The sequence below is a fragment of the Kribbella sp. NPDC051936 genome, from assembly GCF_040680955.1.
GTDB lineage: Bacteria > Actinomycetota > Actinomycetes > Propionibacteriales > Kribbellaceae > Kribbella.
In genome coordinates this window covers 620,524-644,908 of record NZ_JBFAXS010000005.1, presented here as the reverse complement: position 1 = coordinate 644,908, position 24,385 = coordinate 620,524, and the positions used below count along the sequence as shown (strand labels likewise).

26 protein-coding genes are annotated in these 24,385 nt (G+C 69.4%); 14 read left to right on the top strand and 12 right to left on the bottom strand.

Annotated features, from left to right (window positions below; all coding sequences use genetic code 11):
- Positions 1 to 26: 26 nt before the first annotated feature.
- Positions 27 to 542 carry a MarR family transcriptional regulator gene (locus tag AB0L64_RS20785; RefSeq protein WP_363712273.1) on the bottom strand — a complete coding sequence of 172 codons (516 nt, stop codon included), beginning with the start codon at positions 540 to 542 and terminating at the stop codon, positions 27 to 29.
- A gap of 71 nt (positions 543 to 613) precedes the next feature.
- Here AB0L64_RS20785 and AB0L64_RS20780 point away from each other — a divergent pair, with 71 nt between their 5' ends.
- The 4 genes from AB0L64_RS20780 to AB0L64_RS20765 all read left to right on the top strand — a co-directional run bounded on the left by AB0L64_RS20780 (position 614) and on the right by AB0L64_RS20765 (position 3,410).
- Positions 614 to 1,042, top strand: coding sequence for a PPOX class F420-dependent oxidoreductase (locus tag AB0L64_RS20780; protein ID WP_363712271.1), 429 nt, complete (start codon positions 614 to 616; stop codon positions 1,040 to 1,042).
- Positions 1,039 to 1,497 (top strand): nitroreductase/quinone reductase family protein, encoded by a 459-nt coding sequence (locus tag AB0L64_RS20775; RefSeq protein WP_363712269.1) that lies wholly within the window; start codon positions 1,039 to 1,041, stop codon positions 1,495 to 1,497. Before AB0L64_RS20780 ends, AB0L64_RS20775 begins: the two co-directional genes overlap by 4 nt.
- 74 nt (positions 1,498 to 1,571) lie before the next feature.
- Positions 1,572 to 2,861: a phosphodiester glycosidase family protein gene (locus tag AB0L64_RS20770; protein WP_363712267.1), complete on the top strand. Its 1,290-nt coding sequence runs from the start codon at positions 1,572 to 1,574 to the stop codon at positions 2,859 to 2,861.
- Between the two features lie 12 nt (positions 2,862 to 2,873).
- Positions 2,874 to 3,410, top strand: coding sequence for a YbhB/YbcL family Raf kinase inhibitor-like protein (locus AB0L64_RS20765; protein ID WP_363712265.1), 537 nt, complete (start codon positions 2,874 to 2,876; stop codon positions 3,408 to 3,410).
- Here the strand turns inward: AB0L64_RS20765 and AB0L64_RS20760 are convergent.
- Positions 3,404 to 3,901 carry a hypothetical protein gene (locus AB0L64_RS20760; protein ID WP_363712263.1) on the bottom strand — a complete coding sequence of 166 codons (498 nt, stop codon included), beginning with the start codon at positions 3,899 to 3,901 and terminating at the stop codon, positions 3,404 to 3,406. The two genes, AB0L64_RS20765 and AB0L64_RS20760, sit on opposite strands and share 7 nt — an antisense overlap.
- Before the next feature lie 88 nt (positions 3,902 to 3,989).
- Between AB0L64_RS20760 and AB0L64_RS20755 the strand changes: the two genes are divergently transcribed.
- Positions 3,990 to 4,490: a sigma-70 family RNA polymerase sigma factor gene (locus AB0L64_RS20755; protein ID WP_363712261.1), complete on the top strand. Its 501-nt coding sequence runs from the start codon at positions 3,990 to 3,992 to the stop codon at positions 4,488 to 4,490.
- A complete protein-coding gene (locus AB0L64_RS20750; protein ID WP_359937939.1) occupies positions 4,487 to 5,098 on the top strand; it encodes a zf-HC2 domain-containing protein in 612 nt (203 codons plus the stop codon). The genes AB0L64_RS20755 and AB0L64_RS20750 overlap by 4 nt, the downstream gene beginning before the upstream one ends.
- A gap of 1 nt (position 5,099) precedes the next feature.
- Here the strand turns inward: AB0L64_RS20750 and AB0L64_RS20745 are convergent, their stop codons facing one another.
- The 4 genes from AB0L64_RS20745 to AB0L64_RS20730 form a co-directional block, all read right to left on the bottom strand.
- Positions 5,100 to 6,338 carry a hypothetical protein gene (locus AB0L64_RS20745; protein ID WP_363712258.1) on the bottom strand — a complete coding sequence of 413 codons (1,239 nt, stop codon included), beginning with the start codon at positions 6,336 to 6,338 and terminating at the stop codon, positions 5,100 to 5,102.
- Between the two features lie 2 nt (positions 6,339 to 6,340).
- On the bottom strand, positions 6,341 to 7,888 hold the full coding sequence (locus AB0L64_RS20740) for an alkaline phosphatase D family protein (protein ID WP_363712256.1): 1,548 nt from the start codon (positions 7,886 to 7,888) through the stop codon (positions 6,341 to 6,343).
- A gap of 126 nt (positions 7,889 to 8,014) precedes the next feature.
- Positions 8,015 to 8,389, bottom strand: coding sequence for a DUF1304 family protein (locus tag AB0L64_RS20735; protein ID WP_363712254.1), 375 nt, complete (start codon positions 8,387 to 8,389; stop codon positions 8,015 to 8,017).
- Between the two features lie 7 nt (positions 8,390 to 8,396).
- On the bottom strand, positions 8,397 to 8,843 hold the full coding sequence (locus tag AB0L64_RS20730) for a cupin domain-containing protein (RefSeq protein WP_363712253.1): 447 nt from the start codon (positions 8,841 to 8,843) through the stop codon (positions 8,397 to 8,399).
- A gap of 122 nt (positions 8,844 to 8,965) precedes the next feature.
- Between AB0L64_RS20730 and AB0L64_RS20725 the strand changes: the two genes are divergently transcribed.
- Positions 8,966 to 9,997 (top strand): helix-turn-helix transcriptional regulator, encoded by a 1,032-nt coding sequence (locus AB0L64_RS20725; RefSeq protein WP_363712251.1) that lies wholly within the window; start codon positions 8,966 to 8,968, stop codon positions 9,995 to 9,997.
- Here the strand turns inward: AB0L64_RS20725 and AB0L64_RS20720 are convergent.
- Complete coding sequence (locus AB0L64_RS20720; protein ID WP_363712249.1) at positions 9,984 to 10,883, bottom strand: AraC family transcriptional regulator; 900 nt, start codon at positions 10,881 to 10,883, stop codon at positions 9,984 to 9,986. The two genes, AB0L64_RS20725 and AB0L64_RS20720, sit on opposite strands and share 14 nt — an antisense overlap.
- 121 nt (positions 10,884 to 11,004) lie before the next feature.
- Between AB0L64_RS20720 and AB0L64_RS20715 the strand changes: the two genes are divergently transcribed.
- A complete protein-coding gene (locus tag AB0L64_RS20715) occupies positions 11,005 to 11,856 on the top strand; it encodes an SDR family oxidoreductase (RefSeq protein WP_363712247.1) in 852 nt (283 codons plus the stop codon).
- An 86-nt stretch (positions 11,857 to 11,942) separates the two neighbouring features.
- Here AB0L64_RS20715 and AB0L64_RS20710 read toward each other — a convergent pair whose 3' ends face one another.
- From AB0L64_RS20710 to AB0L64_RS20690, 5 genes are read right to left on the bottom strand one after another with little or no spacing between them, the layout of a single operon-like run.
- The gene (locus AB0L64_RS20710; protein WP_363712245.1) at positions 11,943 to 12,689 is read right to left on the bottom strand and encodes a sugar isomerase domain-containing protein; all 747 of its coding nucleotides are present in this window, start codon (positions 12,687 to 12,689) and stop codon (positions 11,943 to 11,945) included.
- The gene (locus tag AB0L64_RS20705) at positions 12,686 to 13,513 is read right to left on the bottom strand and encodes a fumarylacetoacetate hydrolase family protein (RefSeq protein ID WP_363712243.1); all 828 of its coding nucleotides are present in this window, start codon (positions 13,511 to 13,513) and stop codon (positions 12,686 to 12,688) included. The genes AB0L64_RS20710 and AB0L64_RS20705 overlap by 4 nt, the downstream gene beginning before the upstream one ends.
- Positions 13,510 to 15,024: a hypothetical protein gene (locus AB0L64_RS20700; RefSeq protein ID WP_363712242.1), complete on the bottom strand. Its 1,515-nt coding sequence runs from the start codon at positions 15,022 to 15,024 to the stop codon at positions 13,510 to 13,512. The genes AB0L64_RS20705 and AB0L64_RS20700 overlap by 4 nt, the downstream gene beginning before the upstream one ends.
- A gap of 27 nt (positions 15,025 to 15,051) precedes the next feature.
- Positions 15,052 to 15,900, bottom strand: a complete 849-nt coding sequence (locus AB0L64_RS20695) for a carbohydrate ABC transporter permease (protein ID WP_363712240.1) — start codon at positions 15,898 to 15,900, stop codon at positions 15,052 to 15,054.
- Positions 15,900 to 16,781, bottom strand: a complete 882-nt coding sequence (locus tag AB0L64_RS20690; protein WP_355689376.1) for a sugar ABC transporter permease — start codon at positions 16,779 to 16,781, stop codon at positions 15,900 to 15,902. Before AB0L64_RS20690 ends, AB0L64_RS20695 begins: the two co-directional genes overlap by 1 nt.
- A 190-nt stretch (positions 16,782 to 16,971) precedes the next feature.
- Between AB0L64_RS20690 and AB0L64_RS20685 the strand changes: the two genes are divergently transcribed.
- The 6 genes from AB0L64_RS20685 to AB0L64_RS20660 are packed head-to-tail and all read left to right on the top strand — an operon-like array spanning position 16,972 to position 24,378.
- Positions 16,972 to 18,276, top strand: coding sequence for a sugar ABC transporter substrate-binding protein (locus AB0L64_RS20685; protein WP_363712237.1), 1,305 nt, complete (start codon positions 16,972 to 16,974; stop codon positions 18,274 to 18,276).
- A 2-nt stretch (positions 18,277 to 18,278) separates the two neighbouring features.
- A complete protein-coding gene (locus AB0L64_RS20680) occupies positions 18,279 to 19,319 on the top strand; it encodes a Gfo/Idh/MocA family oxidoreductase (RefSeq protein WP_363712235.1) in 1,041 nt (346 codons plus the stop codon).
- Entirely contained in the window at positions 19,316 to 21,454 is a 2,139-nt protein-coding gene (locus tag AB0L64_RS20675) for a heparinase II/III family protein (RefSeq protein ID WP_363712233.1), read from the top strand. The genes AB0L64_RS20680 and AB0L64_RS20675 overlap by 4 nt, the downstream gene beginning before the upstream one ends.
- Positions 21,447 to 22,220 carry an amidohydrolase family protein gene (locus AB0L64_RS20670; RefSeq protein WP_363712231.1) on the top strand — a complete coding sequence of 258 codons (774 nt, stop codon included), beginning with the start codon at positions 21,447 to 21,449 and terminating at the stop codon, positions 22,218 to 22,220. Before AB0L64_RS20675 ends, AB0L64_RS20670 begins: the two co-directional genes overlap by 8 nt.
- Positions 22,217 to 23,023 carry an amidohydrolase family protein gene (locus AB0L64_RS20665; RefSeq protein WP_363712229.1) on the top strand — a complete coding sequence of 269 codons (807 nt, stop codon included), beginning with the start codon at positions 22,217 to 22,219 and terminating at the stop codon, positions 23,021 to 23,023. The genes AB0L64_RS20670 and AB0L64_RS20665 overlap by 4 nt, the downstream gene beginning before the upstream one ends.
- Positions 23,020 to 24,378 (top strand): hypothetical protein, encoded by a 1,359-nt coding sequence (locus AB0L64_RS20660; RefSeq protein ID WP_363712227.1) that lies wholly within the window; start codon positions 23,020 to 23,022, stop codon positions 24,376 to 24,378. Before AB0L64_RS20665 ends, AB0L64_RS20660 begins: the two co-directional genes overlap by 4 nt.
- Positions 24,379 to 24,385: the final 7 nt, after the last annotated feature.

Sequence of the window (24,385 nt, the reverse complement as noted above, 5' to 3'; positions counted from 1 at the left end):
AAGCGCTGTCCGTCGAACCCGGATGCTCAGGAGCTGGACGGTGACGTGCGGCACCTCGCGACGATCCCGGCGAGGACTGCCCGGAAGTGTTCCCGGTCGGCTGCACTGAGCTGCCCGACCAGGTCATCGAGGGCCTTGCCGACCTCCGCATGGAACGCGGTGGCAGCGCGGCGGCCAGGCTCGGTGAGGGTCACCCGCACGGCCCGCCGGTCACCAGGAACGGGCGACCGTTCGGCCAGGCCGCGCTTCTCGGCGCGGTCCATCAGGCCGGTCAGCGCCGCCTTCTCGACGCCGAAGCACTGCGCGAGCTCGGCCATCCCCTTGGGGCCGTCCAGCAGGACGCACAGCAGCCTCGCCTGCTGCGGTGTCAGGTCGTGGCGCTCGGAGATGCCGCCGTAGAGGCCCTGCACCAGACCGGTCACCTGCACGAGCCCAGTCACCGCATCCATCTCCGCAGGGTCCAGGTCCGCGCCGTGCACCTGCGCCAATCCGGCGAAGCGCCGCCCGCGAGCCGCGTCCGGCGGCGTCTCCGTCTCACTCACCACTCCACGGTACATGGGATGTATAGTTAATGACGCATACAGTAAATGCCATGAACTATCGAGGAGGATCGATGTCCTTCAGCGAAGCGGAGACCGCCTATCTGCGGTCGCAACCCCTGGGCCGGCTCGCCACTGTCGCGGACAACGGCCAGCCGGACGCCGTCCCGGTCGGCTTCGAGTACGACGGCACGCACCTCTACATCGGCGGGATCGACCCGGTCCGGACCCGCAAGTACCGCAACGTCCGGGACGGGAACACGAAGGTCGCGTTCGTGGTCGACGACCTGGTGTCGGCCCGCCCGTGGATCCCCCGGTACCTGCGGATCTACGGCGAGGCGGAGCTCGTCGAGCGGGACGGCCAGTTCGGCACCGCGGCGTACCTGCGGATCACGCCGACCGTGTCCTGGAGTTTCAACCTGGACGGACGCCCCTTCACCCACGACGAGAAGGTCGTCACGACCCGCACCGTCCACACACCGGAAGGGGTGCCGAGCCGATGAGTTTCGACACCCGGCCAGGGACCCGCGGCGCCCGGCAGCCGAAAGGCCGCATGCTGCGCTGGATCAACACGCTGCTGGCCCGCCGGATCCGGCGCCGCGGCGGCAAGTTCATGGGCTTCGACGCTCTGGTCCTGCACACCGTCGGGCGGAAGACGGGTGCGGAGCGCATGACCCCGGTCGGCTGGTTCCCGGCGGCCGACGGCAGCCGGTTGATCGTCGCCTCCGCGGCCGGCGCCCCGGGCAATCCAGCCTGGTACTACAACCTCGCCGCCAACCCAGATCAGGTCCGGATCGACGTCGACGGGCAGACCGTCGCGGTCCGCGCGGAGCAGTTGCACGGAGCGGAGCGCGCCGCGGCCTGGGAGCGGATCGTCGAGGCGGCGCCGCGCTTCGCCGAGTACCAGGTGAAGACCGATCGGGAGTTGCCGGTGATCCGGCTGGTCGAGCGGCGCTGAACCGTCACCTGGAAGATGCTTACGAGTCGGGGCGATGTCTAGAAAGATTCCACCGCATCCTTCGAGGATGGGGTATGACTACTTCCGCTCGAGTCTTCACGACCGCCCTGGCAGCGGCCGCGGTGTTCGGATCCCTGACCGTCGGCGCTCCCACCGCCACCGCGGCTCCCACCGCAGAGCAGGCCACGCAGGGTTTGCCGCTCGGCGACGCCGATCTGGCCGAGACGCGTACCGACCGGACGCTGGCGCGCGGCGTCACGCTGACCCGGATCGTGCGCGGTACCGACCCGGCGCCGGCCGACCAGATCAACACGACGCCGCGCGGCCCGTGGGTCGTCAACGTGCTCACCATCGACCCGCGGACGGCCCGCGGTCACCTGAAGGCGACGTACGGGCCCGACCTGGCCCGCGTCGAGAAGACCTCCGACCTGGTGAAGTCGGCCGGCGCCCTGGCCGGCGTGAACGCGTCGTTCTTCACGTTCACCGCGAACCCGCAATACCCGGGCGATCCGGTCGGCCTCGGCCTCTTCGACGGCAAACTGCTCAGCGAGCCGCTCACCGACCCGACCGAGGCCAATCTGGTGATCGATGCCAACAGCAACAGAGTCGTGACCGGCCACCTGCGCTGGACCGGCACCGTCCGCAACCGCGCCACCGGCGCCGAGCTCCCGCTCGAGTTCCTCAATCACCCGGCGGTGGTTCCGACGGCCTGCGCCACGCTGCCCGATCAGACCGCGTGCACGGTGCCGGGTGACGTCGTGCGGTTCACGCCGGAGTTCGGCGCCGCGACCCCGGCCGGCGCCGGCGTCGAGGTCGTGCTCGACCGCCGCGGCTGCGTCGTCCGTACGGCGACCACGCGCGGCACGACGCTCAGCCCGAGCCAGACGTCGTTGCAGGCGACCGGCCAGGACACCGTCGCGCTGCTCCAGCTGGCGAAGGGCTGCCTGCGCACGGACCTGGCGGTGTCGGACGAGAGCGGCCGCAAGGTAGCGCTGCGCAGCGGACTGTACGGCGTGACCGGCCGCTACCAGCTCACGAAGAACGGCGAGATCGTCGTACCGGACGGCACCGGCAGCTTCTTCGACCGCAATCCGCGCACGATCGCCGGGACCACGCGCGGCGGGACGATCGTCCTGGCCACGATCGACGGCCGGCAGACCACGAGCGTCGGGACCACGATGGCCGAGACCGCGGCGGTCGCGAACGCGCTCGGCCTGCACGACGCCATCAACCTCGACGGCGGCGGCTCGACGGCGATGGCGCTCGGCGACGGCACCGTCGTCAACCACCCGAGCAGCACCGGCGGCGGCGAGCGAGCCGTCGGCGACGCAGTCGTCTTCGTCCGGGGGCCGGTGAACCGGTAGTACGTTGAACGTATGCGACTGGTGCTGTGGGCTGCCGTGCTGGTGAGCGCGGCAGCCTGCGGTGCCGACCAGTCGAGGAAGGAGCCGGCCGTGACCGCACCGGACAGCATCACCGTCACCAGTTCGGCGTTCCGCGACGGTGAGACGATCCCGCGCAAGTACACCTGCGACGGCGAGGGCGTGGCTCCACCGCTCACCTGGAAACAGATCCCGGCCAACGCCGCGGCGTTGGCCGTGGTCGTCGACGACCCCGACGCACCGCGCGGTACGTTCACCCACTGGGTCGTGCTCGATCTCGAGGCGACCGCCGCCACGCTCGCGGAGGGCGGCGTGCCGCCGGGCGTGAAGCAGGCGAAGAACTCCGGCGGAAAGACCGGGTACTACGGGCCCTGCCCGCCGAGCGGCACGCACCACTACCGCTTCACCGTCTACGCGTTGTCCGGGCCGACCGGTCTTCCCAACGGCGCCGACGTCGGCGAGGCGCTGGAGGCGATCGACGGCAAGAGCATCGCCCGCGGCCGGCTGACCGCGGTCTACGCGCGTCAGTAGCCGTAGCCGCCGCCCGACGACGACGGTGCCTTGGTCGGGGCTGCGGCCGCCGTCGTGGTGGCCGCGTGCCAGGTGAAACCGACGCCGGAGAAGGCGTCGGAGAAGTTGTTGCCCTTGGCCTCGCCCGCGGCGGTGTCGAGCTTGAAGGTGTAGAGCGGCTTGCCCTGGAACGTGAGCTGCTCCGCACCGGTGTCGGACCGCTTGATCGTAGCCAGGCCCTGCACCGCCTGCGAGTTCCCGGTCGCGGGAATCCAGAAGCTCAGGCAGCTGCCCGTGCACTTGAGCGCGCCGCCGGCCTCCTGGTCGGCGAAGTACAGCGTCTTTCCGGAGGCGTCGACGAGTGTCTGCCCGACGCCGTTGACGTCCTTGACCGAGACCGCGGCGCCCGCCGGCGCCGCGCCGCCTCCCGCGGCCGGCTGGGAACCGCCGCAGGCAGTCAGCCCGGCCAGCGCCGCCACCGTTGCGCCTAGCAACAAGATTGTGGTTTTCATCAGGATCTCCTCTCCCCCAGCAGATACGCGGGATCCGGCGTGACGGTTCAGTTGAACCTTCCACCGCCGCCGTGCGTACTCCTTGGGTGTGGATGACGACACAGTGATCCGCGCGCTGTACGACAAGTACCGGCGGCCGTTGTTCGGATACGTCCTGCGCTCGGTCGGCGACCGGCAGTACGCCGAGGACATCGTGCAGGAGACGATGACGCGCGCCTGGACGCACGCGGCCGACCTGGATCCGGACCGGGCCGGGCGCTGGCTGTTCACGGTCGCCCGCAACCTGGTGATCTCCGGGCGCCGCCGGCAGGGGGCCCGGGTGACGGAGGTGCCGCTCGACGACCGCGAGTTCCCGGCGCTCGGCGACGACATCGACCGGGTGCTGCAGGTGTGGCAGGTGGTCGACGTACTGCGGGGGCTCAGCCCGGACCACCGGCAGGTGATCGTCGAGCTGTTCTACCGCCGGCGCACCGTCAACGAGGCGGCCGCCCTCCTCGGCGTACCGCCGGGAACGGTGAAGTCACGCAGCTACTACGCACTGCACGCGCTGCGCGCAGCACTGGAGGAACGAGGTGTGACCGGATCATGACCTGCCCGGAGACGATGTCGATCGGCGCCTACGTGCTCGGTGCACTGGAGGCGTCCGAGCGTCGTGCGGTGGAGGAGCATCTCGTGTCGTGTACGGCGTGCCGCGAGACCCTGCTGCAGTTCGCGCATCTGCCGGGGCTGCTGCACGCAGTGCCGGTCGAGGACATCGAAGCGGATCAGCCGGAGCCTGCGCCGCTCCAGCTGAGCAAGAAGCGTGCGCGACGTAGGTGGGCGGCGCCTGTCGCCGCGTCGGTGGCGGCGGTCACTACTGGTGTCCTCAGCTGGGGTCTGCTGACCGCACCGGCGTCAGCGACCTGGACCGCGACGGACGGGGTCGGTGGAATCGACACGACAGCCCAACTGACCAGTCGGGGCTGGGGCACAGACATCCAGCTCCGGCTGACCGATCTGAAGCCGTACGAGCACTGCGTGCTGGTCGTCCACGGCCGCGACGGGACCGTCGAGAAGGCCGGCTGGTGGGCAGCGAACGGCAGCTACAAAGCAGACGTCCCGGTCAGTACGTCGATCCCGCTCGGCGACATCGACCACCTCGAGGTGGTCGACGCAGGGAACACCGTGCTGAGCACGGTGTCCCCCACGACGCACTGATTCACCAGCTGTTGTTGGAGATTCCCGTGCCCAGGTAGACCTGGTCGTAGGTGTTGCTGTCATGGTCGTCGGTGTAGGCCACAGCAACTTCGGCGTACGGCGAGACCGCCACTGTCATCTGCTCCTGACGACCTTCCGGCACCGAGCTCAGCCGCTGCGACGACAGTCGTCCTGTGTCGGTCCCGTCGGCCCCGTAGCCGCGCACCCAGACGTCGGGGTCGGCACCCGGGACTGTCCAGCCGACCACGGTCTGCGCCTGGTCATCGATACCGATCGACGGCCCGGCACCTGCCGCCGCGACTTGTACGTCGCCGTACCTGGCCGTGCCCGCGCTGTTGAACAGGCGCGTCCAGACGCCCGCCGACTCCCACGCGACCGCGAAGTCGCCGTTGAAGTTGGCCGCCGCGGCCGGATGGGTCTGCTGGCCGGTGGTGTTCACGTTGGCGACCCGGCGCGACAGCGTGGCCGCGCCGTTCGTGCGCGCCAGCCGGATCAGTCCGATGTTGTAGTCGCCGTTGGCGTCGCCGTCCTCGTCCCACACGACAACCGCGTCACCGGACGCCGATACGGCCACATCCGGGTTGTGGTGCTGGCCGGTCGTCTGCGAGGCGGTCACCTCCCAGGCACGTGTGGTCGGACCGGTGTAGCCGGCTGCCTTCACAGTGGCCGGCGTACCGGTCTGGATGTCTTCCCAGGCGACGGTGAACGCGACGGCAGCACCGGACGGCGCGCCGTCCGGGTCCACAGCGACGCGTGGGTTGATCTGCTGACCGGTGGCGCTGCTGTTGGCGTTGCCGGAGGCTGTGACGGTGCCGGCAGTGTTCACGACGCGGTACGGGATGTTGTAGTACCCGTTGCCGTCCGGGTCGTCCTGCCAGACGACGACAGCGTTGCCCTTGTCGTCCAGGCCGACGTCCGGGTGCAGGTGCCGCCAGTTCGTCACACCGCTGCTGCCGCCGGCCGACAGCTTCGTCTCGTACACAGCTGTGCCGTTTCGGAACAGGCGGAGGTAGATCTCGCTGTGCACGGGGTCGGTCGCGTTGTCCGTGTCGCGGTCGTCCTCCCACGCCACAGCGACGTACCCGTTCCGGTTGATCGCGACGGATGCGGCGTCCTGGTCGCCGGTGGACACACTGTTCGCCGTCACCCAGGTGGGCGCGGCAATGTGCGCGGCGGCCGTGGCCGCGGTGAAGGTCAGCGCGGTGGCTGCCAGTGCGGTGATCGCCAGAGTTCTCTTCATCGTCACACCGCCTGCAATCCGGGCCGGCCTTCTTCGATGACGAACGACTTCGCCGTGCTGACCGCGGCGTCGTGCTCCGACACCTTCGCGACCGCACGGAAGTCGGCCCGCAGCTGCGTCGGGCTGATCGTCGTCCGGATGTAGCCGCGACGGTTCTGGTAGAACTTCAGCCACGGGTTCTCCGCCAGGTTCGGAATCGTGGTGGATCCGTCGCCGTCACCGCTCGAGGTGACCGAGCTGGTCACCAGTTCGGCGCCGATGACGGCCGAGCTCGCGTTGCTGTAGTCGGCCTTCAGGTCGCTGGCCCAAGCCCGGTGGACGTCGCCGGTCAGCACTACAGGGTTGCGAGTGCCGCGGTCGATCCAGCCTTGCTGGATGCGGGCCCGGGAGGCGCGGTAGCCGTCCCACGAGTCCATGCTCCCGGCACCGGCCGAGTCGAACCGGCGGGCGAAGAACACCTGCTGTCCGAGGATGTCCCACGTGCCGTAGTGCTGGTTGAGACCGTCGAGCAGCCAGGTCTCCTGGGTGTTGCCCGGCAGGCTGCGCGTGGCGAGATCGGCGTCGGAACACACCTTCCAGCCGTCGCCGCAGGCCTGGTCGTTGCGGTACTGCCGCGTGTCGAGCATGTGGAACGTCGCGAGACTCCCCCAGCGCAACCGGCGGTACAACGGGATCGAGTTGCCGCTGTTGGCCTGTGCCGACCGCAGCGGCATGTTCTCGTAGTACGCCTGGTACGCCGCCGTCCGGCGCGCGGTCCACTGCGCCGTGGTGAGCGAGGGCGTACTGTCCGCCCGCACCATGTTCGCGTAGTTGTTCTCCACCTCGTGGTCGTCCGGTACGACGATCCACGGCGCGACCGCATGCGCTGCCTGCAGGTCGGGATCCGACTTGTACTGCGCGTACCGGCGGCGGTAGTCCGCCAGCGACACGATCTCGCTCGTGCCCGCGTGCAGACGGGGCCGGCCGGTGGTCGCGCCGTACTCGTAGATGTAGTCGCCCAGGAAGAGGATGAGGCCCGGGTTCTCCTCGGCCATCCGCCGGTAGACGGTGTAGTAGCCCTCCTCGTAGTGTGCGCACGAGGTGAACGCCATCACCAGGTCACGTCCGTTGGTGCCCACGGCCGGCGCGGTCCGCGTGCGGCCGACCGGTGAGAGATGGCCCTGGGCGCGGAAGCGGTAGTAGTAGTCGGCGTCCGGGCTGAGGCCGCCGGCGACGACGTGCACCGAGTGGGCGGAGGCGTACTGCGCCGTGACCGTTCCGGATGCGACCAGGGTGCTGAAGGTGTCGGTGGTCGACACCTGCCAGTCGACGGCGACGTCGGCGTTCGCCATCCCGCCCTGGCCGTCGGCGTTCAGCGGCGACGGCGCCAGACGGGTCCAGAGCACGACGCTGGTGGCGTCCGGCTCGCCGGACGCGATGCCGAGCTGGAACGGATACGGGACGGCGGCGGTGGCGGTGATCACGGATGACTGGGCGGCAGCCGGGAGGGCGCCGGCCCCGGCCGCGGCGAGTCCGCCGAGAACTAGGGTCCTGCGACTGATTGGGCTCATGAGCCTCACCTTCACGGGTACTCAGGGCGGTAGGCCCCCGAACCGGTCGAACTCCTGGTGACCGTTCGGGAACCTTGAGTGTGCGTGGTGCTCCGTGCCCATGATTGCGCAGAATTGGTAAATTTCCTACAGCAGGACGAGCAACAGCAGAACGGCGGCCGGAACGCCCTCGAGCAAGGTGTTCAACCAGAGTCGCCGCTCCGTTGCGAGCAGCACGAGCGCAAGGAAGACGTGCTGCCCGGCGGTGAACGCGACCAGCGCCTCACCCTGCGGTACGTGCCCGGTCCGGGCGAGGACGACGCCGAGCGCCAGCGCGACGCCGGTCGTGAGGTTGTAGAAGCCGAGGTTCACGATCCACAGCCGGACCGCGTCGAAATCCCGCCGCTCGAGCAGGAACATCGGGTACAGCCGCGGGTGGCGGTAGAAGAACGACTCCATCAGCCACACCGATCCCAGCATCACCGCGATCGCGATTGCCAGGACCTGCGCGGCGGTACTCACAGCGACCTCACAGCGACACCGCGACGCCGTGCCGGCTGGTGATCTCGCCGAGCGCCGCGTAGTCGGCCGGATCCGCGCCGGCCAGGTCCGCGAAGAACGCGCCCATCCGGCCGGTCTGGCTGATGGCCAGGAACTTCGCCGACGGCGTGAGCACCGAGAACGTGTTCACGGTTCCGGCCGGGATGCTGATCGAGGCGCCGGGCCCGAGGTCGTACCCCTGATCCCCTGCCTGCACGAGGATTCGGCCCTGCAGGACGTAGAACGCCTTGCTCCACGACTCGGTGTGCGGCGGCGAGGCGTCGGCGCGCGGGGCGTCGATCTCGAACAGCTCGTACTGACCACCGGTGTGCTCGGCACCGATCTTCACGGTCGCGGTCGCGTCCGGCGCGACGTACTCGACGCCGCTGCCCGCGTTGCTGAGGTGCACTGTCTCGTTCCTGGCTGTCTCGTTCATGGCTGCGACGGTAGGGAGCGCCGTCCGCCGGTGGTATCCCGTGCGGACGGGCTCCGCGGGGCCGCCGGAATCCCCACATTTCAGGGATAGGCGGCACCGGGACGGCGGCGCATACTGAGCGCATGTGGGAGGGCCGGGCGCGGGCCGCGCGCCGGGAGATCGCGGCACTCGCAACCTCGGGGATGGGGGTCGCCGAACTGCACGCTGCCGCGATCGAGGTGGTCGAACAAGTCGTCGGCAGCGAGCTCACCTGCTGGGCCGGGATCGACCCGGGGACGCTGGTGATCAGCTCGATGACCAGCGGCGCGGCCCGGACCCCACCGGAGTACGAACCGCTCCTGGCGGAGACGGAGTACGCCGGAACGGTGCCGAACTCGTTCGCCGAACTGGCCCGCACGTCCCACCAGGTCGCCCGGCTGTCGGACCTGCCGTACCGCGAGGTCGTCGGGCACCGGCGGCTGAACGAGGTGTGGCGGCCTCTCGGGATCGAGCACGAGGTCCGGACGACGTTCGTCGTCGACGGGGACTGCTGGGGCGCGGCCGGGTTCGTCCGCAGCGGCCCGGACTTCAGTGACCGGGAGGTGGAGTTCCTGGGGTCGGTGGCGCCGGTCATCGGCGCGGCGACGCGGGTTGCCGTTCGCACGGACGCGCACGGGTACCGCGGAGGGGTCGGCCCGTCGATCGTCGTCACCGGCCCGGCGGGCCGGCCGCGGGCGATCACCGCGGCTGCCCGCACCTGGCAGGACGAGCTGGACGAGATCGCGCCGGGCCGTTTCGGCGTACTGCTGCGGGCAGTCGTCACCGGAACGCGCGCAGCGTCGTCCGGGACGTTCCAGGCACGGGTGCAGACCGCGGCCGGCGAATGGGTCCTGCTGCAGGGCAGCCGGCTGCTCGGTGACAGCGCCGACGAGGTCGTCGTCACGATCGAGCCGGCGAGCGGTCACCACCTGCTCGGCATGCTGCTCGCGGCGTACGGCCTGACCACGCGGGAGCGGGAGATCTGCCTGGAGGTCATCTCCGGGCACGGCACCGGCGCGATCGCCGACCGGCTGTCGATCTCGCCGCACACGATCCAGGACCACCTGAAGTCGGCCTTCGCCAAGGTCGGCGTCCGCAGCCGCGGCGAACTGGTGGCGACCCTCAGGCCGGAATGAGCTGCTTGCGATAGGTCCCCGGGGGTACGCCGAAGTCACGCTTGAACGCCTTCGCGAACGCGAACTCCGACGTGTAGCCGATCTCCTTCGCCACCGCGGCGAGCGGGCGGTCGTGGTCGCGCAGCAACCGCGCCGCGGTCGTCATCCGCCAGCGGGACAGGTAGGTCAGCGGCGGCTCCCCGACCGCTTCGGTGAACCGCCGGGCGAACGCGGCCCGCGACAACCCGACGCCGGACGCCAGGTCGGCCACCGTCCACGCCGCACCGGGCTGCTCGTGGATCAGCTCCAGCGACTGCACGACCGCCGGATCGGTCAGCGCACGTGCCCAGCCGCGATCCGTCGGGCAGTCGTTGTTCTCGAACCAGGCCCGCAGGATCAGCACCAGCAACGCGTCGACCAGCGCCGGCACGACCGCGGCCGCGCCGGGCCGCTGCGCGTCGAGCTCCTCGCCGAGGATACTGATTGCCGTGTGCAACGACCGGTGGCGTGCCGGGCTCGCCGGGACGACGACCACGTCGGGCAGTCTGCTCAGCACCGGGTGCGGGCGCTCGCGGTCGAGCCGGTAGGTCCCGCACAACAGCAGCGACCGCGCGCCCTGCCCCTGCTGCGGCTCCTCGACCGAGGGGTCGAAGTCGACCAGCGGCGAGTCGGGGTGGTCGGCCAGCGCGTGCTCGGCCCCCCGCGGCAGCAGCACCGCGTCGCCCGGCCCCAGCGGGATCGGGTCGCCGTCCGGCGGCAGCAACCACGCCGTACCTTGCAGGATCAGGTGGAACGTCGCGCCGAACGAGTGCACGAAGCGCAGCCCCCACGGACCCCGGACGTCGGTGCGCCCGGACGTGGCCGGACCGGTCCGCATCGCGGCGACGACATCGGCGAGTACATCCATACCTGTCATGATACGCGCACCGATCAAGACGATCGGACATAAATCAGCGCTCTATGGACATAGATCGGCTCGCACACGCGGCCTACTGTCGATGACAGAACGTCAACGACAAGGAGCAGGAATGAGTATCGTCGTCACCGCCGCCACCGGTCATCTGGGCACGCTCGTCATCGACGAACTGCTACAGCGGGTGCCCGCCGAGCAGATCGTCGCGGTCGCGCGGAACGCCTCGAAGGCGGCCCCGATCGCGGACCGCGGCGTCGAGGTCCGGATCGCCGACTACAACGACCCGGACGCGCTGGCGAAGGCCTTCGGCCCCGGCGACACGGTCCTGCTGATCTCCAGCAGCGAGGTCGGCAACCGGCTCGCTCAGCACCAGGCCGTCATCGACGCCGCGAAGCACGCCGGCGTCGCGCGGATCGCCTACACCGGCATCCTCGGCGGCCCGGAGGCCGACCTCGCCCTCGCCGCCGACCACAAGGCAACCGAGCAGGCGATCCTCGACTCCGGCCTGACCTACACCTTCCTGCGCAACGGCTTCTACAACGAGGTCTACACCGAGCAGCTCGCGACGCAGCTCGAGCACGGGGTCGTCGGCAGCACCGGCGACGGCCGGCTAGCCACTGCCTCCCGGCGCGACTTCGCGGCGGCCGCGGCTGTCGTCCTCAGCACGGACGGCCACGACAAGGCGGCGTACGAGCTGAACGGTGACACCGACTGGTCGCTGGCCGACTACGCCGCCGAGCTCTCGCGGAAGACCGGCAAGGAAGTTGCCTACAACAACGTGCCCGGCGAGGTGCTGCTCGGCATCCTGACCGGCGCCGGCCTGCCGGAGCCGCTCGCCGAACTGCTCGTCGACATCGACAAGGCTGTCGAGCGCGGCCTGCTGACCGGTCGCGGCAGCGACCTCACCCGCCTGATCGGGCGTCCCACCACCCCGCTCGCCGACAGCATCGCCGCGGCTGTGCACTGAGGACAGGAGGTATCCAGGCCCCGGCCCGTCTTCGCGGTCTGTCCCACGCTCACGGCGACGTATACGTAGACGACTACGTCCTGTCGTCAGAGCCACTTGACCCGATGCCGGAAGTTCTCCAGGAACTCGGCGTTCGCCTCGTCGCCGCCCGGGGCGTTGCCGCTGCGCCAGATCGGCGGCGTGACGCCGCGGGCGACGAGTTCCTCGAGGGTTCGCAGCACGATCGAGTTCAGCGCGAAGGCGTTCGCGAATGTGGAGACCGCACCGACCCGCTGCGGCAGTCCGTCGAGCTCGATCACCGCGTCGCCGATCGGCACCAAGGTGTCGACGGCGACGTCGACGAGGTCGTGCAGGTTCGCCCGCGACGGGTGCCGCGCCGGATGGTCCGGCGCGGTCCGCTGCGCGTGCTGCCGCGAGCTCACCCCGATCGTCCGTACGCCGCGCTCCTTCGCCGCGAGCGCCGCATCGATCAGGGCCGCGTTGATCCCGTACGCGTTCGCCAGCACGAGAACGTCGTCCGCGCCCAGGCCCGCGGTGTCGATGACGATCCGGCCGTACCCCGGCGTACGCTCGACCGCCATCGAGCGCAGAGCGCCGTTCGACAGCAGGGTGCCCTCGTCGAGGATCGCGGAGACGTGCATCAGCCCGCCGGCCCGGAAGAAGATCTCCTGCGCCGCCAGGTTCGAATGCCCGCCCGGACCGTAGACGTGGACGAGCCGGTCGGCGGCGATCTGGTCCGCGAGGACAGCTGCGGCCGCCGTGATCGACTCCTGCTCCTCCGCCTCGATCCGCCGGAGCAGCTCGGTGATCGCGGTCAGGTACGCGCTCGTCACGGTGCCGCGACGAGCTTGTTGTGTTGTTCGCCCAGGCCGTCGGCCCAGACCCGCAGGACGTCGCCTTCGCGCAGGTACCGCGGTGGTTTCTGGCCCGCGCCGACACCGGCCGGCGTCCCGGTGCTGATCACGTCGCCCGGGTAGAGCGTCATGAACTGCGAGATGTAGTGCACCAGGTGCGCGACGCCGAAGATCATCTCGGCCGTCGAACTGTCCTGCAGCGGCTCGCCGTTCACATCCAGCCCGAGCTTGAGCTGTTGCGGGTCCGGCACCTCGTCGGCGGTCAGGATCCACGGTCCGAGTGGGCAGAACGTGGCCGAGTTCTTGCCCTTGTCCCACTGCCCGCCGCGCTCGAGCTGGAAGTGCCGCTCGGACACGTCGTTCACCAGGACATATCCGGCGACGTGGTCGAGCGCCGTCGCCTCGTCTGCGATGTACGCCGCCGTCCGGCCGATCACGACGCCGAGCTCCACTTCCCAGTCGGTCTTCTCGCCGCCGCGCGGAATCACCACGTCGTCGTACGCACCGACCACGGTGTCCGGAGCCTTCAGGAACAGGATCGGCTCGGCCGGGGCCTGCTGCCCGCCCTCGGCCGCGTGGTCGGCGTAGTTCAGCCCGACGCACACGATCTTCCCGGGGCTGAGCGGTGCGGCGAGCCGCACCGCCCCGAACTCCACCGGCGCGTCGGTGGCCGCGGCGGCGCGTTCCCGCCAGCGGTCCGGGTCGAACGCCTCGGACGCTCCCGGCAACGTCACCACCCGGCCGTCGTCGGCCAGTACGGCGTCGCGCAGTCCGTCGTCGGCGTGGATCCGGAGCAGTCTCACTTGTTCCTCCAACCAGAGTTCTTGGCCCAGTTCAGGTAGGCGATCCCCAACGCGTGCGAGCCTTGCACCGGAACCAGCTGGACGGCGTCGTACACGCGCAGGGACTGCTGGTACACGAGCAGATCCTGCTCGGCGTACTCGCCCCAGCGCGCGCACTGCACCGCGTTCGCCGGAACCGCGACACCTGTCCCGTCGACCCGGTACCAGACCTCGGTCGCCGACCGGACCAGCTTCTGCGTGAACGTCTTCGTGAAGCGCTGGATGTCGGTCGCGGGCCCGCCGTCGATCCCCGCGTCGTACGCCGCGTGCACGAACTCGGTGCTGATCGCGGCGTGGCTCAGGTCCTCGATCTGCTTCGCGGCCGGGTACGACGGCGTGTACTCCGAGATACCCGCGGTCTTCGCGTACCCGGCGTACAGCTCGCTGTACGGCGGCCAGTAGGTCCACACATAGGCATCGTCAACGAGTCGCAGCGCGGGCTCGTACGCCTTCAGCATCTGCAGCACGCGCGTCCGGTACTTCGGCTGCTTGGTCACGCGGAACAGTTCGACCAGCACCTGCCCGATGCCCTGGCTCTGGTTGTACGGCTGGATGGTGCCGTCGAACGGGATCGGCGCACCCTTCGGCCACACGTAGTCGCCAGTGCCGTCCGCGCGCGAGACCCACTCCGGCTCGTGGAACTCGACGGCCCCCTTGGCCGCATCCAGGACCTCGCGCGCGAAGTCGCCTCGCTCGCCGCGGAGCTTCGCCGACTGCAGCACCATCCGGGCGTAGCGGGCCAGCGGGAACGCGATCATCCCGGTGTGCACCGCGAAGACGTAGTACTGCGACGTGAACGTGATCGTGGCCGCCGCCGGTGCGGGCGCCGCGGCGGGAGTCGTGCGGAGGTCGACCGCCGTCCAGCGCAGGGACGCGTTGTAGGCGTTGTTGACCGCGGTCACGACGTACGCCGGGGAGGCCGGATCGAGGCTGACCGCCGGCAGCGTGACAACGGTCGTGGTAGCGGGGTTGCGGAGCACGAGGTCGAAGGTGCCATCGGCAACGTTCAGGACTGCGGCGGTCGACTCGGCCGATCTGGTCCCGGCCCAGCGGAGCTGCACCGCGGGGGCGCCGTTCCAGTCCGGGAGGACACCGTGGCCGGCGGTGTAGTTGCCCGCGGTCCGCCAGACCGGGCCGGACCTGCCCTTGTAGTCCTTGACCCTCCGGGAGTGGTCGGTGGTCCGCATCAGGTGCCGAGCGCGGTCCTCGAACGTGCGCAGGTAGCGCTCGTCCTGGTAGGCCTCGTACATCCGGAGCAGGCCGAGCAGGAAGTAGGACTCACCCCAGGCGTAGAGCCCGGCCTCGTTGTCCTGGGCGTTGGAGGCGAGATAGCCGGCCTGCGCGGCGTCGAACGCCTCTGGGGAGTCGTAGACCAATGGATCGGCGGAGGCCGACAGGGCGGGGAGACCGGCCCAGGCGGCGACACCGCCCGCTGTGGTTCCGAGAACGAACGTGCGGCGGGTGGGGTTCATGATTGCCTCACAAGGGTGGTGGGGAGGTCAGCCTTTGACTGCGCCGCCCATGCTGTTGAGGATGCGTTTCTGTAGCAGGAGGAACACGATGACGACCGGCACCAGTGAGATCACGGTGCCGGCGGCGAGACCGCGGACGTCGGTGCCGGCGACGCCGCTGAGGTAGGCGATCCCGAGGGCGATCGGGAATTTGGACTGGCTGGTCAGCACCACCAGCGGCCAGATGAAGCTGTTCCACACCGAGACGAAGCCGAGGATCGCCAGCACGGCGAGCGTCGGCGCGACGATCGGCACGCAGATCCGCCAGAAGATCGCGAACTCGTTCGCCCCGTCGACGCGGGCGGCCTCGACGATCTCGTCCGGGATCTGCGAGAACGCCTGGCGGAGCAGGAAGATCCCGAGCGACGACAGGACGGCCGGCAGGATCACCGCGGCGAACGTGTCGGTCAGGCCGAGCTGGCTCATCACCAGGAACCGCGGGATCAGCATCAGCTCGCCGGGCAGGAACATGATCGACAGGAACAGCATGAAGAAGACCCCGCGGCCGCGGAACGCGATCCTGGCCAGCGGGTACGCCGTCAGCGCGGACACCACGAGGTACACCGGGACCGTGATGCCGACGTAGATCACCGAGTTCACCAGGAACCGCGCGTACGGGATCGTCGTCCAGGCTTCGCGGAACCAGTCGGCCACCGGAGGCCGCGGGATCAGGTCGGGCGGGAAGCCGAACACGTCCTGACTGGCGGGCTTCGTCGCCGCGCTGAGCAGGATCAGGAACGGCCCGACGAACAACGCCGCGACCGCGATCAGCAGCACGTACAAACCGATCCGCCGGCCGTTGATCCGCGGCTTCGGTCGGTACAACCTGCGGGCCATCAGACGTCCCTCCGCCGGGTCACCAGGAGGTTGAAGCCGGCCAGGACGATCATGATCGCCCACAGCAGCAGGCCGACGGCGCTCGCGTAGCCCATGTCGTAGTCCTCGAAGGCTTTCGACCAGATGTAGTAGCCGAGGGTCAGAGTGGAGTCGAGCGGCCCGCCCCGGGTCAGCACGTAGACGGACTCGAAGGCGCGCATCGCCTCGAGCATGCTGAGCACGAGCGTCACCGCGAACGTCGGCCGCAGCGACGGTACGACGACGTGCAGCAGCCGCTGCCAGGCGTTCGCGCCGTCGATCGTCGCGGCCTCGAGCTGGTCCGACGGCACCGCCTGCAGGCCGGCCAGGTAGATCATCATGAACAGACCGGCGTTCTTCCACGCCTCCAGCAGCACCACGGTCGGCAGCGCCCAGTGCCGGTCGAGCAGGAAGTCGGTCGGTCCGGCGCCGAACAGGCCGAGCAGCCAGTTGACGACGCCCTCGCGGTTGAACACGTACCGCCAGGCGACCGCCACCGCGACCATCGACGTGATCACCGGCAGGTAGTACAGCATCCGGAACGCCTGGATCGCGCGCAGCTTGAGGTTCACCAGCATCGCCAGGAACAGCGGCGCGACCACGGTCAGCGGCAGGAACATCAGCACGAACAGCAGCGAGTTCCGCAGCGCGATCCAGACCCGCGGGTCATGCGCCAGCCGGACGAAGTTGTCCAGCCCGGAGAAGCGCACCGGATGCACGATGTCGTAGTCGGAGAACGCCAGCTGGATCGCGATCACCGCGGGCCAGGCGAACATCGCGGCATAGAACAGCAGTCCGGGCAGCATGAACACGTACGGCGTGTACCAGTGCTGACCGACGACGCGGCCCTTGAGACCGGGCATGTTGCTCCTCGTGTCTGAAACCCAGATTTCAGATACCAAGCTGACGGGAACCGTAACGCACAACCTCCGACACCGGAAGCGGTAACTCCAGAAAATATTGGACAGTTTCCGTTGACTCTGTCGAACAGATGACGAACACTCTGGTGTCTGTAAGCCAGGTTTAGGACATTCCGTTCTGAAGGAGCCAATGATGGCCCGACCCCTGCTCAGACTCCGACTCGCTGTTGTTGCCACTCTCGTGCTGGCGCTGGCCGGCTGCGTGTCCGGCAGTCCGGCGGGCGGTGACGGCGACCAGAAACAGTCCGGCGACGCCTACTCCGGTGACGTCGAGTGGTGGACGATCAACCTGCAGAAGAACTACGGGCCGGACATCCAGAAATGGATCGACGCCTACCAGAAGGAGCACCCGAAGGTCCACATCAACTGGGTGGACGTGCCGGGGGCGGACATCACCACCAAGCTGCTGGCCTCGATCGCCAGTGGCAAGGTGCCGGACGTCGTCAACTTCACCTCGGCCACGACCGGGTTGTTCGCCGGCTCGATGGCCGACCTGAACTCGTTGTTCAGCAAGGAGGACGTGGCGGCGTACCTGCCGAACCTGACCGAGCCACTGGTCGTCGACGGCAAGCGCATCGCGATCCCCTGGTACAACGGCGGTACGTCGCTGGCGTTCTACAACAAGGACCTGCTGGCCAAGGCGGGCTTCGACCCGGCCAAGCCGCCGGCGACGTACGACGAGGCACTCGCGCTCGCGACGAAGTACCACGACGCGACCGGCAAGTCGGCGACCAACTTCATGGCGTACTCGAGCGTGGTGCAAGCCAACGGCATCCCGCTGCTGTCCGAGGACGGCAAGCAGGCCGCGTTCAACACCCCGGAGACGCTGGCCCTGCTGGAGAAGTTCAAGCCGCTCTACAGCTCCGGCGCGATCGCGCCCGGCAGCCTCGGCGAGAACCCGCGGGACCTGCCGCAGTCGCTGGAGAACAAGCTGATCGCGTTCAACCCGGCGGCCGTGTCCAGCTCACTGCTGAACGTCGAGAAGAACGCGCCGGCCGTCTACTCGTCGATCGTGGTCGGTCCGCCGGTGACCGGTGCCGACGGCAAGTTCTACATGCCGGGCCAGCAGGTGATGGGGATCCCGGCGAAATCGGACAACCAGGCCGCCGCGGCCGCGTGGCTGAAGTACGTCGCCGCGCCCGAGCAGCAACTCGCGCTGTGCAAGCTGGTGCCGATCTACCCGTCGTCGGTGAAGGCCCTCGCGGACCCGTTCTTCACCGACATCAGCGGAACCACACCGGCCGACCAGGCCCGGAAGATCCTCATCGACACCTTCAAGCAGAGCGTCGACGCGTCGATGGGCTCGGGTAACGACGAGCAGCTGCGGCAGTTGTTCGACGACCAGGTGCGCGCGTACATGTCGGGCACCAAGACCGCGAAGCAGGCACTGGACGACGCCGAGAAGGCGTGGAACGACACACTGGCGAAGGGTAAGTAGACGTGACGGACACACTGCGGATCGGGATCGTCGGCGCGGGGATCATGGGCCGCGGCAACGCGTTGTCGTTGTCCGGCCGGGCCGACGCCTCGATCACCGCGGTCACGAGCCGCTCGGCGGAGTCGGCCGAGCGGCTGGCCGACGAGATCGCCGGGCGGGGCGCCCGGCCGGTCGTCCATCCCGATCTCGAAGCGTTGCTGGCCAGTGACACCGTCGACGCGGTCGTGCTGACCACGCCCGACGACCTGCACGGCGAGATGATGGTCCGGGCCGCGGAGGCCGGGAAGCACATCCTGGTCGAGAAGCCGATGACGACCTCGGTCGCGGAGGCGGACGCGGCTGTGAAGGCGATCCGGGACAACGGCGTGATCGCGATGTGCCTGTTCAACCATCGCTGGGTGCCGGCGTACGCCCAGGCCTACGAGCTGCTCGACGGCCTCGGCGACGCCGCGGTCGCGTACGCCCGCAAGGACGACACGATCTTCGTGCCGACCGAGATGCTGTCCTGGGCCGACCGCACGACCTGCGCGTGGTTCCTGTCCAGTCACGACATCGACCTGGTCTCCTGGCTGCTCCGCGACCAGGTCAGCCGGGTCTACGCGACGGCACGCTGGGGCAAGCTCCGGTCGCTCGGGATCGAGACCCCGGACGCCATCCAGATCCAGGCCGAGTACTCGCGCGGCGCGGTCGCGACGTTCGAGTCCGCGTGGATCTATCCCAACACGTTCCCGACGACGGTCGACTCGTACGTCGCGGTGGTCGCCGACAACGGCGTCGTACAGCTCGACCGGCAGAAGGAGAACGTCGTACTGGCGCGTCCCGACGGCTACACGTACCCGCGGAACATGCTGCAACGCGTCATGCACGGCATCCCCGCCGGCGCCTACGCCGACGCGATCGCCCACTGGGTCGACTGCTGCCGCACCGGCCGCGACCCCCTCATCACCATCGAGAGCAGCCGCAACGTCACCGCCGTACTGGAAGCCGCTCACCTCTCCATCGAGACCCGCCAACCCGTCTACGTCTCCATGCTGGTCGCATGAGCGAGGGTCCTGAGAAGCCGCGGCACATCGACGGGCGGATCAATCGGATCGGGACGGACGACCTGATCAAGGCGTTCGGGTCGCCGGCTACTGATCTGGCGGGGCTGCGGGCCTTTGTCGGTGGGCAGTTGCAGCGGCCTGCCTGGCCGTTGCCCGAGTGGGCATCTGCGACGCGGCCCACTCCCGCGGCGGCTGCCGTACTGGCTGCGGCTGCTCCGTTGCTGGATGGTGTGGACGTCACGGGGAGTGGGCTGGGCCGGTCGCAGCTGTACGGCTTCCACTACCTCGGGTGGCTGGCTCCTGGTGTGCAGGCCTGGCAGCTGACCGGCGACATCCGCTATCTGCAAGCTTTTGAGCAGCATCTGGACGAGTGGGTGTCACGCCGGGACTCGGTGACTGGCGAATGGCCGGGGCTGGACGTCATCTGGTACTCGCTCGGCACTTGGGCCCGCTGCCGCAGCCTGCTGCCGGCACTCGAAGTGCTGACCGACTCGCCGCTGTCCGACCGCGTGTGGGGCCAGCTGGTCGCAACACTCGTCGGCGGAGCCCGCTGGGCGTACGACGAGCATGACGTGTTCCGGCACGGGAACTGGCAACTCGTGTGCGCCACGGAACTGCTGCACCTCAGCGCCGTACTGCCGTCGCTGGTGGAGTCGGCGGCGTGGGCGGAGCGTGCGCGGCAGCGGATCGAGGAACACCTGGTGCTGGACGTATATCCGGACGGTGGGCACTACGAGCGCTCACCTGGGTACCACCGGATGGTGTTGACGGCACTGCAGACCGCTGCACGGATCGACCCGGCGGTGGCGGCACATCCCCGGTTCGCCGCAATGCACACGTGGATGTGCGAGCTGGTGTCGACGGGCGGCTGGTTGCCGCATCTGCAGGACAGCGGGATCGAGTGGCCGGCAGCGTCGTTGCTGCGCGGGAGTTACCTGCTGAACGACCCGGTGCTCGCACAGATTGCGGGACAGTGGCTGTCGCCTTCGGAGTTCGCTGCCGAGGTGGCGACCTTTCCGACACGGCCGGACCGTGCGGAGTGGCTGTTGCCGGCAGCGGTTCCTGAGCTTCCGCCGGCAACCGTCCTGCCCGAGTCCGGGTACACGATCCTGCGCGGTCCTGACGTGCGTGCGGTGATCAACCACGGGCCGCACATCGAGCACGAGCTGGAGTCGCACTCGCATCGCGCCGTACTGGATCTGGTGCTCGACGGGTGGGGACAGCCGTTGCTCTGGGAGGCGGGTGGTCCCCCGAGCTACGACGATCCTCTGTATCAGACGTGGTACCAGTCAGGCCGCGGTCACAACACAGTGCTCGTGGACGACCAGGAGCTGTCTACTGACCGTCGCATCGCTGTCGACTCGCTGGTGGACGCCGACGTAGTAGCGATCTTCTCCGCCCGCCACCACGGCAACGGCCTTGAGCAGGCGCGGACGGTCGCGATGGTCCGCGAGGAACCGTCGTACGTCGTCGTCACCGACCACGCGGACGGCCGACACACGTTCCAGGCGAACTGGCACGCCCTGCATCCATGGCGCCAGGTAGGGCCTCTCGCTTACGACGCCGCCGGCCCTGACGGACCCGGCCTGCTGCTGGTCGAGGCGGCCGATCCAGCAACAACCACGGCCCGGGTCTCCGAGGGAGTCGCCCGTCGTCCGGTTCTCGCCCGTCGGGTCGGCGAATACGGCCCGCTGCATTCGCTCGGCCTCACGCGGTCGACCGGGAACTTCACGACCGTACTGATCCCGCACGCCGGCGCCGAACCGCCCGAGGTCTCAGTGCAAAGCATCGACGGCGAACTGGTCGTCACATCCGGCGAGACGGTCGACCGGATCGGTCCGTCGACCTGGACGCGGAACGTCGACGGACAGTTGTCGTGGGCAACCGGTTGGCGAGTCCGGGAGCTGCCCGAAGTGCTCCGGAGCACCGACGACGTCGACGTCGTGGCCAAGGTGAGCGGGGGCCACGTGCGTTTCGCGATCACCTGCGCGGGGCGATGCGGCCTGTGGGTCCGGGCGGGTGGCGAGATCCGGCTCGGCGGCACGATCATTGACACGACGACCGAGAACGAATGGGCTCACCTCACCCTCCCCTACGCCGGGCCCTGGACCGTTGACGGGGTGTGGCATGGGTGACCAGGTGACCGACGCGGCCACTGCAGGATGGTTCGACGCGCGGATCGTCAGCGGCGCGCACCCGGCTTCGCTGCTCCCGCCCACCGATCGGGACGCGATCGCCGCGCATCTCGATCGGTACGCGTTGTCCGGCGCCCTGGTGAGCGCGATGGCGTCCTGGCTGCACGACCCCATCGGCGGAAACGCGGAGGCGTCCGCGATCGCGCACAGCCTCGCCGACCGCGGCGTCCTGGCGTGCTGGACCGCCGTCCCGCCGACGCCGGGTGAGCTCGATTCCCTGACCGCACTGGTCGAACGCGCCGTCGACGACGGTGTCGCCGCCTTCCGGATCCACCCGGCGTCCCACGGCTTCTCCCCCGCGCTGCTCGACGAGTTGTACGACGCGCTGCAGGCCCGTCACCTGCCGTTGTGCGCGGACGCCGCGGAACTGCCGTGGCCGGACCTGACCCGGATCGCGCTCCGCTTCCCGGAGCTGCCGATCGTCGTGTCGAACCTCGGCTACCGGAAGCTGCGCGAGCTGTGGGCGGTGCTCGACGGGCACGCAGGCGTGTACGTCGATCTGGTCGACTTCGCCGCGCACCAGGGCCTCGAGTGGTTTGCCGCCAACAACCTCGCCGACCGGCTGCTGTTCGCGACCGGCCTGGGCGTCCGCGATCCCGGCGAGAGCGTCGTCCGGCTCGCGTGGTCGGGCCTCGACGACGCGACGGTCCGGCTGGTCGGGTCCGGCACCGCGGGCAGGCTGTTCCGGAGCGGGGTCCGGTCATGATCGGGCGCCGGCCGCAGCATCGAATTGTCGACGTGCACGCGCACCTCGGCCCGTACTCGCTGTTCTTCATCCCCGAGCCGGACGCCGCGACGATGGTCGCGGTGATGGACCGTACCGGCACCGACGTCACCGTGCTCTCGGCGAACCGCGCGATCCAGCAGGACGCGCACCTGGGTAACTCCCAGTCGCTCGCCGCGGTCGACGCGTACCCGGACCGGATCGCGGCGTACGCGGTCGTCAACCCGTGGCAGGACCCGGAGCGCGAACTCGAACGGGTCGCGAGCGACGACCGGTTCGTCGGGATCAAGGTGCACCCGAGCCTGCACCGCTACCCGGTCACCGGCGCGCGGTACGCCGCGGTGTGGAAGTTCGCCGAGTCCACCGGCTGCCCCGTCCTCAGTCACTCCGAGCACCAGTCGCCGTACGACGCCCCCGCGCTGTTCCGCACCGTCGCGGAGCGGTACCCGGGGACGTCGGTCATCCTCGGGCACGCCGGCATCACACCGGCCGGTGTGGACGAGGCGATCGAGGCGGCGAGCCGGTACGACTCGCTCTGGCTCGAGGTCTGCGGTTCGCAGATGACCGGGCCGCTGATCCGGTCGATGGTCGACCAGGTGGGCAGCGGCCGGGTGCTGTTCGGTTCGGACTTCCCGTTCATCGACCAGCGGATGTCACTGGGCCGGGTGGTCTGCGCACCGTTGTCGGAGAGTCAACGCCAAGATGTTCTCAGCGGGAACGCCCGCAAGCTGTTCCGGTGGCGGCCGTTGCCGGACGGGCCAGGAGAACGAGGGGTTGACCTATGACCGACGAGACACAGCAGACCGAGCAGGTGTCCGGCGAGCGCCTGCCGTCCGTGACGGTCGGTCTGTTCGGGCCGCGCCGGCTGGTGAAGACCATGTCGGAGGTCGGCCAGGAGGTCGCGGAGCGGTCTGCGCACGGCGTGCGGTTCCTGACCGGCGGGTACGACGACCTGTCGGAGGCCGAGGAACGGTATCTCCGGCTGCGGGACCGCATCGACTCGGCGGTGTTCCCCGGACCGTGGGCGTTCGACCTGGCGACGACCGGCCACTGGCTCACTGTCCCGTCGACGCACCTGCCGCTGACCGGCGCCGCGCTGTACGCCGCTCTGCTGCGCGCCTCGCTGACGATCCCGGCCGTCGACCTGAGCCGCGTCAGCATCGACTCGCTCTCCCTCGCGGACGTCTCCGAGGCGTACAGCGAGATCGGCCTCGACACGGCGCAGGTGTACGACGTCCCGTACGAAGGGCCCGAGTCGGTGGCCGGCTTCGCGGCGTTCCACCGGGAGAAGTTCGAGCGCCAGCACACCACCGTCGCGCTGACCACGATCCTGTCCGTGGAGCGCGAGCTGCGCGCGGACGGCGTACCCGTACTGCGGATCGCGCCGACGCGGTCGAGTGTGCGGGACGCGCTGGAGACCGCCGTACTGCTCGGGCAGGGCACGCGGATGGGTGCGCACCAGCTCGCGATGATCGCCGTACAGGTCATTCCGTCCGGTGCCGAGTCAGGTGATTACTGGCAGCAGGAGCTGGCGTTGTCGACGCACCAGAAGCTGCTGTCCGAGGCCCGCCAGGTCGGTGCCTCGGTAACGCGTCGCTCGGACACGCTCTTCCTCGTCACCACGACGTACGGCGCTCTGCTGCGGCTGACAGAGCAGTTCGCCGTCGCGCCCTTCCTTGGTGCGTTGACGGCACAGCTGGGCGTGCCTGTCGCTGTAGGCGCGGGCACCGGCCAGACTGCGCGTGCTGCCGAGGCAAACGCGCTCATGGCCGTTGAGGAATCTGTTGCGGCCGGCGGCAAGGTAGCGGTGTATCTGGACGGCAGCAGCGACCGGCTGGACCTGGAGCCCGGTGCTGCGACGACTGACGCCGCACCGATCGACGGTACGTCGCCGATCGACCAGCGGGCGCTGGAGATCGTCACCTCGATCGCCTCTGCCATGAGCTCCGCGCCGGGCCGGCAGGTCGTGGTTGACGTCGAGAGCGTCGCCGCGATCATGCAGGTCACCCAGCGCACCGGACGCCGGATGCTGAAGGAGCTGGTCGAGGCAGGTCTCGCTTGGCCGCTACCGCCGGCTCGCTCGACCGGGGGCGGACGGCCACGCCAGCAGTTCCGGCTACTGACCGAGAAGCTCGACTAGGAGGACG

Bases quoted from the DNA above. Each gene is read 5' to 3' on its own strand.
- AB0L64_RS20780 (WP_363712271.1), top strand. From the start codon at position 614: ATGTCCTTCAGCGAAGCGGAGACCGCCTATCTGCGGTCGCAACCCCTG.
- AB0L64_RS20720 (WP_363712249.1), bottom strand. From the start codon at position 10,883: ATGGATGTACTCGCCGATGTCGTCGCCGCGATGCGGACCGGTCCGGCC.
- AB0L64_RS20660 (WP_363712227.1), top strand. From the start codon at position 23,020: ATGACCGACGAGACACAGCAGACCGAGCAGGTGTCCGGCGAGCGCCTG.
- AB0L64_RS20695 (WP_363712240.1), bottom strand. From the start codon at position 15,900: ATGGCCCGCAGGTTGTACCGACCGAAGCCGCGGATCAACGGCCGGCGG.
- AB0L64_RS20715 (WP_363712247.1), top strand. From the start codon at position 11,005: ATGAGTATCGTCGTCACCGCCGCCACCGGTCATCTGGGCACGCTCGTC.
- AB0L64_RS20775 (WP_363712269.1), top strand. From the start codon at position 1,039: ATGAGTTTCGACACCCGGCCAGGGACCCGCGGCGCCCGGCAGCCGAAA.
- AB0L64_RS20750 (WP_359937939.1), top strand. From the start codon at position 4,487: ATGACCTGCCCGGAGACGATGTCGATCGGCGCCTACGTGCTCGGTGCA.
- AB0L64_RS20770 (WP_363712267.1), top strand. From the start codon at position 1,572: ATGACTACTTCCGCTCGAGTCTTCACGACCGCCCTGGCAGCGGCCGCG.
- AB0L64_RS20740 (WP_363712256.1), bottom strand. From the start codon at position 7,888: ATGAGCCCAATCAGTCGCAGGACCCTAGTTCTCGGCGGACTCGCCGCG.
- AB0L64_RS20675 (WP_363712233.1), top strand. From the start codon at position 19,316: ATGAGCGAGGGTCCTGAGAAGCCGCGGCACATCGACGGGCGGATCAAT.
- AB0L64_RS20765 (WP_363712265.1), top strand. From the start codon at position 2,874: ATGCGACTGGTGCTGTGGGCTGCCGTGCTGGTGAGCGCGGCAGCCTGC.
- AB0L64_RS20685 (WP_363712237.1), top strand. From the start codon at position 16,972: ATGGCCCGACCCCTGCTCAGACTCCGACTCGCTGTTGTTGCCACTCTC.
- AB0L64_RS20690 (WP_355689376.1), bottom strand. From the start codon at position 16,781: ATGCCCGGTCTCAAGGGCCGCGTCGTCGGTCAGCACTGGTACACGCCG.
- AB0L64_RS20665 (WP_363712229.1), top strand. From the start codon at position 22,217: ATGATCGGGCGCCGGCCGCAGCATCGAATTGTCGACGTGCACGCGCAC.
- AB0L64_RS20670 (WP_363712231.1), top strand. From the start codon at position 21,447: ATGGGTGACCAGGTGACCGACGCGGCCACTGCAGGATGGTTCGACGCG.
- AB0L64_RS20760 (WP_363712263.1), bottom strand. From the start codon at position 3,901: ATGAAAACCACAATCTTGTTGCTAGGCGCAACGGTGGCGGCGCTGGCC.
- AB0L64_RS20725 (WP_363712251.1), top strand. From the start codon at position 8,966: ATGTGGGAGGGCCGGGCGCGGGCCGCGCGCCGGGAGATCGCGGCACTC.
- AB0L64_RS20745 (WP_363712258.1), bottom strand. From the start codon at position 6,338: ATGAAGAGAACTCTGGCGATCACCGCACTGGCAGCCACCGCGCTGACC.
- AB0L64_RS20730 (WP_363712253.1), bottom strand. From the start codon at position 8,843: ATGAACGAGACAGCCAGGAACGAGACAGTGCACCTCAGCAACGCGGGC.
- AB0L64_RS20700 (WP_363712242.1), bottom strand. From the start codon at position 15,024: ATGAACCCCACCCGCCGCACGTTCGTTCTCGGAACCACAGCGGGCGGT.